Source organism: Coprococcus sp. RTP21428st1_C9_RTP21428_210409 (assembly GCF_040227395.1).
GTDB classification, from domain to species: Bacteria; Bacillota; Clostridia; order Lachnospirales; family Lachnospiraceae; genus Coprococcus; species Coprococcus aceti.
The window spans coordinates 1-7,677 of record NZ_JBEHVV010000100.1 but is presented as its reverse complement, the minus strand read 5'-3'; the positions used below and the strand labels follow the sequence as shown (position 1 = coordinate 7,677).

Below are 7,677 nucleotides of genomic sequence, written 5' to 3'. Positions count from 1 at the left end.
TCATATGACAGTGCAAATGAGAGACTTAAGGTTTCTGTTGACTACTCAGCAGATTCAACTTCCTCATGGAGTGAGGCAAAGGTTAAGTGTGTTCCTACAGAGGCTATGGATGTGAGCCAGTACAACCAGCTCAGTGTGGATATAATCTACCCGGCAAAGCTCAAGGGAAGCAAGATCAAGTTTTTTGCAGATGGAATAATAAATAAAGATACAACCATCGACGATGATGCAGAGGATATCGGAGATGGATTAAAGAAGGTTACAGTTACTATGGGATTTACTCCTACAGATAAACCACTCAGAGATGTGACAATAGGAATCATAGGAAGCAGCACAAGCTTTAAGGGAAATGTATATCTTGATAATCTTGTTCTGTCACAGGCAGATACAACAAAGGATTTTGTCGAGATAACAGAGACTCCTGGTGCTGGTTCACCAGCGGATCTTTCACAGATGCCATCATCAGTTAGAGTGAGCGATGCGAATGCAGCAGACAGTGCAAAGGCACTTGCGGCATACCTGAATACGCTCATGAATAGTGATCAGGTTCTGTTCGGACATCAGAATGATGTGAGCAGAAGCGTAAATCCACAGGCGTCACTCGGTGATGTATATGATGTGACTGGACAGGTCAGCGGTGTGTTCGGAATTGACTCACTGGCAGTTACAGGCTCGGAGGCAGGCGGTTCAGACGCGGCTTCGGCACTGGCAAACTCAGTGGCATACAGCAAGACTGCAGCGGCAAATGGTGCGATCGTGTCATTGTCAATGCATATGCCAAACTTCTCCAGCTCCAAGATAGTGAAGAACTCGGATGGAACATACAGTTTCTACGGATGTGATTTCTCAGAGTCCAAGGATCTGTCAAATGACATAGTAAAGCAGATTCTCCCAGGTGGAGAGTACAATGAGGTATTTACAGCTTACCTCGATGTGATCGCAGACTACGCATCACAGCTTCAGGCTGCCGGAATACCTATCATGATCAGACCATTCCACGAGAATACAGGAAGCTGGTTCTGGTGGGGATCAATGAACACAGCTGAGACATACAAGTCTCTCTACAGATATACCAAGGATTATATGGAGCAGAGCGGTGTACACAACCTTCTCTGGGTATACTCGCCAAACGGACCTGTCACATCAGAGGCAGCTTACGTGTCATACTATCCAGGCGATGAGTATGTAGATATCCTTGCATTTGACTATTACAACGATTACAATTCGTACCCTGCAGCAGCAGACAACTCTTTCTTTGACAGTCTTGATACAACATGTAATATCGTGTCATCAATAGCTGCAAAGAGAGGCAAGATACCAGCCATCGCTGAGTGCGGTGTCAGAGTCATGAAGAAGGACGGTTCAGACAACGAGGGACTTCTCGTAAAGGGTAATCCGGTTGGAACAGAGGCTTCAGGAAAGAACTGGTATCAGGAAGTCAACGACATTGCGAAGAAGAACAACATGCCATACTACCTTGTATGGGCAAACTTCGGAGACAGCAACTTCTATGTACCATACAAGTATGATGCTACACATGGACAGGAGCTTATCAATGACTTCATAAAGTATTATAACGACGACTCATCAATATTTGGTGGAGACACAGGATTCTACAACAACATGGGAACCCTTGCAGGAGTATCTGCAAATACATACACGGGCCAGATGGGTTACATGGTATATCCATTTGACAGAGATACCATCCTCAAGGCGACAACACTCAAGGCTGGTGTTAAGAATGCATCAAAGGTTCAGTTCATTATCAACAATCCTGATACAGGTGTTAAGCTTACACTCAACGCTGAGGCTGGAGCCGAGATTGCCGCTGCAGGATCAGAGCCAACACTTTACACGGCTGATCTTACAGAGAAGAATCTCAGCAAGCTTGGAAAGACAGATACAGCAACCATCACACTCTTGGCAGATGGCGAGCAGCTCGCACAGCTGTCACACATAAGCCTTGGAAAGGCCAAGGATAAGGCTCCTGCAAATGTCATCGAGGACTTCGAGTACTATTCAGGAAGCGACGGACTTCTGGATTCCACATACACATCTAACTCAGCCGCAGGATGCAGCTCAAGCTTTGTTCTTAACAAGACACATAAGAACGGTGGCACATACGGCGGTGCGTTCAAGTATAAGCTTGAGACAAATGGATCAGAGGTGTGGACAGGAAGGATTAAGTCAGAGCTTACAAACAATGATTTCTCAAAGTATAATGCGCTTGAGATGTGGGTACAGCCGGACGGTATGGGACAGAAACTTGTGATCCAGATCACAGATGGAAGCGGCGAGGAATTTGAGGTATACCTCACAGATTTCGTAAAGGGAACAAAGGCACAGTATGTTACTATTCCATTCAGCTCATTCAAGGGTAAGAAGGGTGGTACACTCGATGCATCGGATATAGTCAAATTTGCTGTATGGTGCAACTCGATCGTGCCGGAGGATCACACTGGCAAGTGGATAGTTGACTCAACTATCTACTTTGATGGAATCCAGGCAGTGAAGCTCACAGATGATATGCTCAAGAAGAATCCAGTGGACAAGAATGGACTTATCATAACAGACAAGTCACTGGTTAAGAAGGATGCGGCAGATTCTGGCAAGGATGATTCAAATACAGAGGATCCAGGCAAGAACGATGCCACAACTGAGAATCCAACCACAGAGGATCAGACTACCGAGGCTCCAACAACTGAGAAGCCTGGCAATGACGACAAGACAACTGAGGCTACCACAGCAGCAACAACGGATGGAAGCACAGGTGGAAATGGACAGAACGTGGTAAATACAGGAGATAAGTCACCTGTAGACGTAATGTTTGCGATAATGATAGCATCACTTATCATGGCTGGTGCAGGCTATATCGTTATCAAAAAGGATAAGAAGTAATACTCATTTTAGCCATACAAAGAGCCCCACTGTCGGCGGTGATGAAGACCACCGGCAGTGGGGCTTTATTTGTTGGTTTATATTTGTATGCAATATCAGTTTGCAGCACGTCTCTTCTCAACAAGCTTCTCCACAGGGGTTGTGAGATACATTATGGAGAGCATCAGTGTACAGCAGAACCAGATGATAGGCTCTGTGATGGTAACTCCGAGATATCCAAGTCTTGGAGTGAGTATCATAACCGCAAGTACCTTGCCGATCAGCTCTATAGTGGATGACATGACCGGAACGATCTTCCTGCCCATTCCCTGCATTGCACATCTCAGGACAAACAGAGGACCAAGTACATAGAAGCACGTCACGCCGATCCTTACATATCTCACGGCCGGATCTATGATGGCACTGGCAGATGTACCTGCAACCAGCTTTATAAGTGCCGGGCTGAGCAGCCAGCCGAATATTATCATGACAGTGGTTATGATCGTGTTTATGATGATCGCAGCCCTCACACCCTGATGTACCCGGTCGTATCTGCCTGCGCCCATATTCTGGCTTACATATGTCGTCACGGCATTTCCTACTATATATAACATGAACATGAGGATATCAAATATCTTTCTTGCCGCTGTGTGGGCGGTTACTATATCAGTTCCGAGTCCATTGATGGCTCTCTGGAGTATGACCGTTCCGATGTTCACTATACAGCTCATAAATCCCATGGCAAGTGCGGACTGTATGAGGTCTGACCGGTCACTCTTCTCTACGGAGTATTCATCCTTCTCCGGAATCAGATGCTTGGCCTTCACAAGTATATAGATCAGGGCAAGTATGCCCGCCAGCGCCTGTGATATATCGGTGGCGATGGCTGCACCTCGTACTCCCATGTCAAATGCCCTTATAAACATAAGATCCAGAACGATATTGAGTACAACTGATATACCGAGGAATATAAGAGGCGTCTTGCTGTCTCCGACTGCACGCAGTATGTTAGCGCACAGATTATATAATGAACAGAATATGATTCCAACGATTATGATTATAACGTAGCTTGCTGCCATATCCAGTATGTCGTCTGGTGTTTTGAGAAGTACCAGGATAGGCCTTATAAATATGAGACTCAGAACGGTCAGGACAATGGATGCCAGCAGTGTCATGATGGCCGATGCACCGATACATCTTCTCATATTGTGATAGTCCTTTGCACCATAGTATTTGGCTATAGGGATGGCAAGTCCCATGGTTCCGCTGTTGAGGAAGCCTATTATCATATTCGAAATGACTGAGGTTGCGCCAACCGCGGCGAGTGCCTGTGAGCTTACGTAGTTGCCCACGATGGCTGAGTCTGTAAAACTGTATAACTGCTGTGCGATCTGTCCCAGTATCATAGGAACAGCAAATAACCATATGACTTTCATTGGCTTTCCGACTGTTAGATCTTTCATATATAATAAACCTCCTTAATTTTTGCGCCTGATATTCGATTGTACAACAGTTCGCGATAAAGTCAATGTGGTTTTTGCTTAATTTTAAAGAAAAATGTTTTATTTTGTTATATAAAATGTTATGTTAAAGTGTAACGATTAAAAATGGCTTGATTGTGCATACTAACATTTGACATATATTTATAGAAAGAAATGGAAAATATGGAAAAGAATAACAGACAAAAAAATAAGCGTAACAGGAAGAGATATGCGGAGCTCGAGAGAATGGTGTTATACGCAGTGGGCGTCATTCTGCTTGGACTGGTCATAGGCCTTGCTGTGAAAAACTATAGACTTAAGAGCAAACTGGATAATCATAATGAAAAGGACTCGGTTGCCACAGGAACATCGGCGGACAGTGATAATACGAATGGCGATGCCTCAGCAGCAACAACAGAAAAGGTTGCGGAACTCAAGGTTCAGGGAACTGTGGAATGTACGGACATAGCGGTTCCGGCGACTGAGCAGGAAGAGAATTATAATGGCGAGGATCTGGCGGACAATGGCTGTCCATACGCCATCAAGATAAACAGACAGGAAAATATAGTTACTATATACAAGCTGGACGCTGCTGGATATTACACTGTTCCGGTAAAGGCAATGCGCTGTTCGGTATCACCGGTGGGAGAGACTCCTGTCGGACTGTTCAACATACAGCTCAAGTGGGACTGGCTTGCACTGTTTGACAACTGTTATGGACAGTATGTGTCACAGATAGATGGCGACACCCTGTTCCATTCCGTGCCTTATCTGGACACCACAAAGGATTCGCTTGAGACATGGGAATTCAACAAGCTTGGAACCGGGGCATCACTGGGATGCGTCAGACTGTGCGTTGCAGATACCAAATGGATATATGAGAACTGCGAGTCTGGAACATATGTTGATATATTTGACAGTGACTATTATGGCCCGCTGGGAAGACCTGTGCCGGTGACCAGACTGGATAACACTGATGAGACCGGATGGGATCCGACAGACATGGTTGAGGAGAATCCGACCGCAGGAACAGCCGTGATATACGGTGCGGAGAGCCACAGCATAAACCAGGGCGAGAACTATGACAAAATGGCGGGAATATGGGCCTTCAATTCACAGCGTGAGGATGTAACGGATCAGTTGAAGGTTGAGGGAACCGTGGACAATATGAAGCTGGGAAAATATACAGTAAAGTACAGCTTTACAGATCAGGGCAGTGAGATATGTAAGAGTATCGAGATAACAGTGGAGGATGATGAAGCTCCCGTTATAACAAGGGTTCCTGTGGAGATAAAGCTGGAGAGTTACAATGGACAGGCTGATGAGCTTGCAGATCTTGTTGCATCTTATGTGAACGCACAGGATGGTGATACACTGATAAGGACAGGAGTGGCCACAGATGGCAATGGCAAGACTCTGGATGGACAGGCACTCACAAGTCTTGGACAGGACGTTATATGTGTGGCTGTTAACAAAATGGAGTCCAAGGCGGGCAGCTATACAGTTGTGTGCTGTGCGCAGGACAGCAGCGGCAACAGATCATCCTATCACACAGTCACAGTCACCGTTGAAAAGTAGAGGTGGATCATGGCAGACAGGAAAAGTACAATTTATGATCTCGAAGCAGAGAAGATAAAAGAAAAGATAATCATATTTGCCGCCGATACAGGTGGATATACACAGAAAGAGGTCTCCTTGGAGATTCAGGCATCCCTGGACGAGCTCACGGAGCTCATAGACACAGCCGGAGCCGAGGTCGTGGGACGGCTGGTGCAGAACAGGGACCGCATTGCAAATGACTTGTATCTGGGAAGAGGAAAGGTTGAGGAGCTCAGGGAGATGATATATGAGCTGGGCGCCACAGGAGTGTGCTGTGATGACGAGCTGTCACCGGCACAGTTGATGAACCTTCAGGACGCACTGGACATAAAGGTTATGGACAGGACAATGGTCATTCTCGATATATTTGCAGCACATGCTGGAAGCTACGAGGGCAAGCTGCAGGTGGAACTTGCACAGCTTAAGTTCAGAGCCACCAGACTCGTTGGTATGAGAGATTCATTGTCGAGACTTGGCGGTGGAATCGGAACGAGAGGACCGGGAGAGAAGAAGCTGGAGATAGACAGACGAGTCATAAGGGACAGGATCTCCAGACTGAAGGCGGAGCTCAGGAACGTTGAATCCCAGAGAAGCCAGCAGAGAAAGCAGAGACAGAGGAGCGCTGTGCCGGTTGTGGGCATAGTCGGATACACAAATGCGGGCAAGTCGACCCTGCTGAATGCACTCACGGGGGCAGGAGTATTACAGGAAGACAAATTATTTGCGACCCTTGATCCTACGACAAGAGGATACAAGCTGCCGGGCGGACAGAACATACTGCTCACCGATACGGTCGGTTTTATAAGGAAGCTGCCGCATCATCTGGTCGAGGCCTTTGGCTCCACTTTGGAGGAGGCAAAATACTGTGATGTCATCCTTCATGTTGTGGACGCATCGGATGAAAACTGGGATAAGAACATAGAGACGGTGTACGGCACATTAAAGCAGCTCAAGATAGATGAGAATTCGGGAAAACCTGTGATAACTGTATTCAACAAGATAGACAGAATATCGAAGGATGACCTGGTGGGTGTGCGCGATCTGAGAGCGGACAAGACTCTGTATATCTCGGCTGCCACGGGACAGGGACTCTCGGAGCTTGCCAGTGCGATAGAGGAAATACTTAGAAATCAGAAGTCATATATAAGGCATACATTTGCATATTCTGAAGCAGGGCTCACAGGACTTATACACAAATACGGTGAGATCCAGACAGAGGAATATCTGGACGATGGCATATTTATAGAAGCTTATGTTCCAAAGTCAATACTTGGAAAACTTGGACTCAGTTTCGACGATGAAGCTGATTTTTAGTGCCAGCAATGTGGCGTATCAGGCGTTAACGTGCCATTTCACATTGCTTACATAATATGAAGAGATAATAAAAAATGTTTACATTTTATAAGTATTTGTGTAAATTTACAGAGGAAGGATAATGGTTATTCACACAGAAAGGGAGATATTATGAGTGATAATAACATGAATCAGATGCCGGACGGAATGAATCCTAACGGCGCCGATGGTCCACAGCCATCACAGAATCAGCAGGGTGATGCGGGTCAGCAGTATAGCGCAGACCAGCAGTATGCAGGACAGTATGGTCAGCAGCAGTACGGAGCAAACCAGCAGTACGCAGCGAATCAGCAGTATGCAGGACAGTACGGCCAGCAGCAGTACGGAGCAAACCAGCAGTACGCAGCGAATCAGCAGTATGCAGGAC

5 protein-coding genes are annotated in these 7,677 nt (G+C 46.2%); 4 read left to right on the top strand and 1 reads right to left on the bottom strand.

What is annotated here, in order from left to right; translation table 11 throughout:
• Nucleotides 1-2,898, top strand: a 2,898-nt coding sequence (locus tag ABUA34_RS13375; RefSeq protein WP_349823473.1) for a glycosyl hydrolase, incomplete at its 5' end; no start/stop codon positions are given.
• A 95-nt stretch (nucleotides 2,899-2,993) separates the two neighbouring features.
• On the opposite strand, the gene ABUA34_RS13370 is transcribed toward ABUA34_RS13375, so the two are convergent.
• Nucleotides 2,994-4,340: an MATE family efflux transporter gene (locus ABUA34_RS13370; RefSeq protein ID WP_015534375.1), complete on the bottom strand. Its 1,347-nt coding sequence runs from the start codon at nucleotides 4,338-4,340 to the stop codon at nucleotides 2,994-2,996.
• Nucleotides 4,341-4,541: 201 nt separating this feature from the next.
• Between ABUA34_RS13370 and ABUA34_RS13365 the strand changes: the two genes are divergently transcribed.
• From ABUA34_RS13365 to ABUA34_RS13355, 3 genes are all read left to right on the top strand, one after another.
• Nucleotides 4,542-5,936, top strand: coding sequence for a L,D-transpeptidase family protein (locus ABUA34_RS13365; protein ID WP_349823472.1), 1,395 nt, complete (start codon nucleotides 4,542-4,544; stop codon nucleotides 5,934-5,936).
• A gap of 9 nt (nucleotides 5,937-5,945) precedes the next feature.
• Nucleotides 5,946-7,271, top strand: a complete 1,326-nt coding sequence (gene hflX, locus ABUA34_RS13360) for a GTPase HflX (RefSeq protein ID WP_161171478.1) — start codon at nucleotides 5,946-5,948, stop codon at nucleotides 7,269-7,271.
• A 150-nt stretch (nucleotides 7,272-7,421) separates the two neighbouring features.
• A partial coding sequence (locus tag ABUA34_RS13355; protein WP_349823471.1) for a hypothetical protein occupies nucleotides 7,422-7,677 on the top strand: 256 nt, incomplete at its 3' end.

What these genes read in the sequence shown, in the direction of transcription:
- ABUA34_RS13370 (WP_015534375.1), bottom strand. Translation starts at nt 4,340, where the DNA reads ATGAAAGATCTAACAGTCGGAAAGCCAATGAAAGTCATATGGTTATTT.
- hflX (WP_161171478.1), top strand. Translation starts at nt 5,946, where the DNA reads ATGGCAGACAGGAAAAGTACAATTTATGATCTCGAAGCAGAGAAGATA.
- ABUA34_RS13365 (WP_349823472.1), top strand. Translation starts at nt 4,542, where the DNA reads ATGGAAAAGAATAACAGACAAAAAAATAAGCGTAACAGGAAGAGATAT.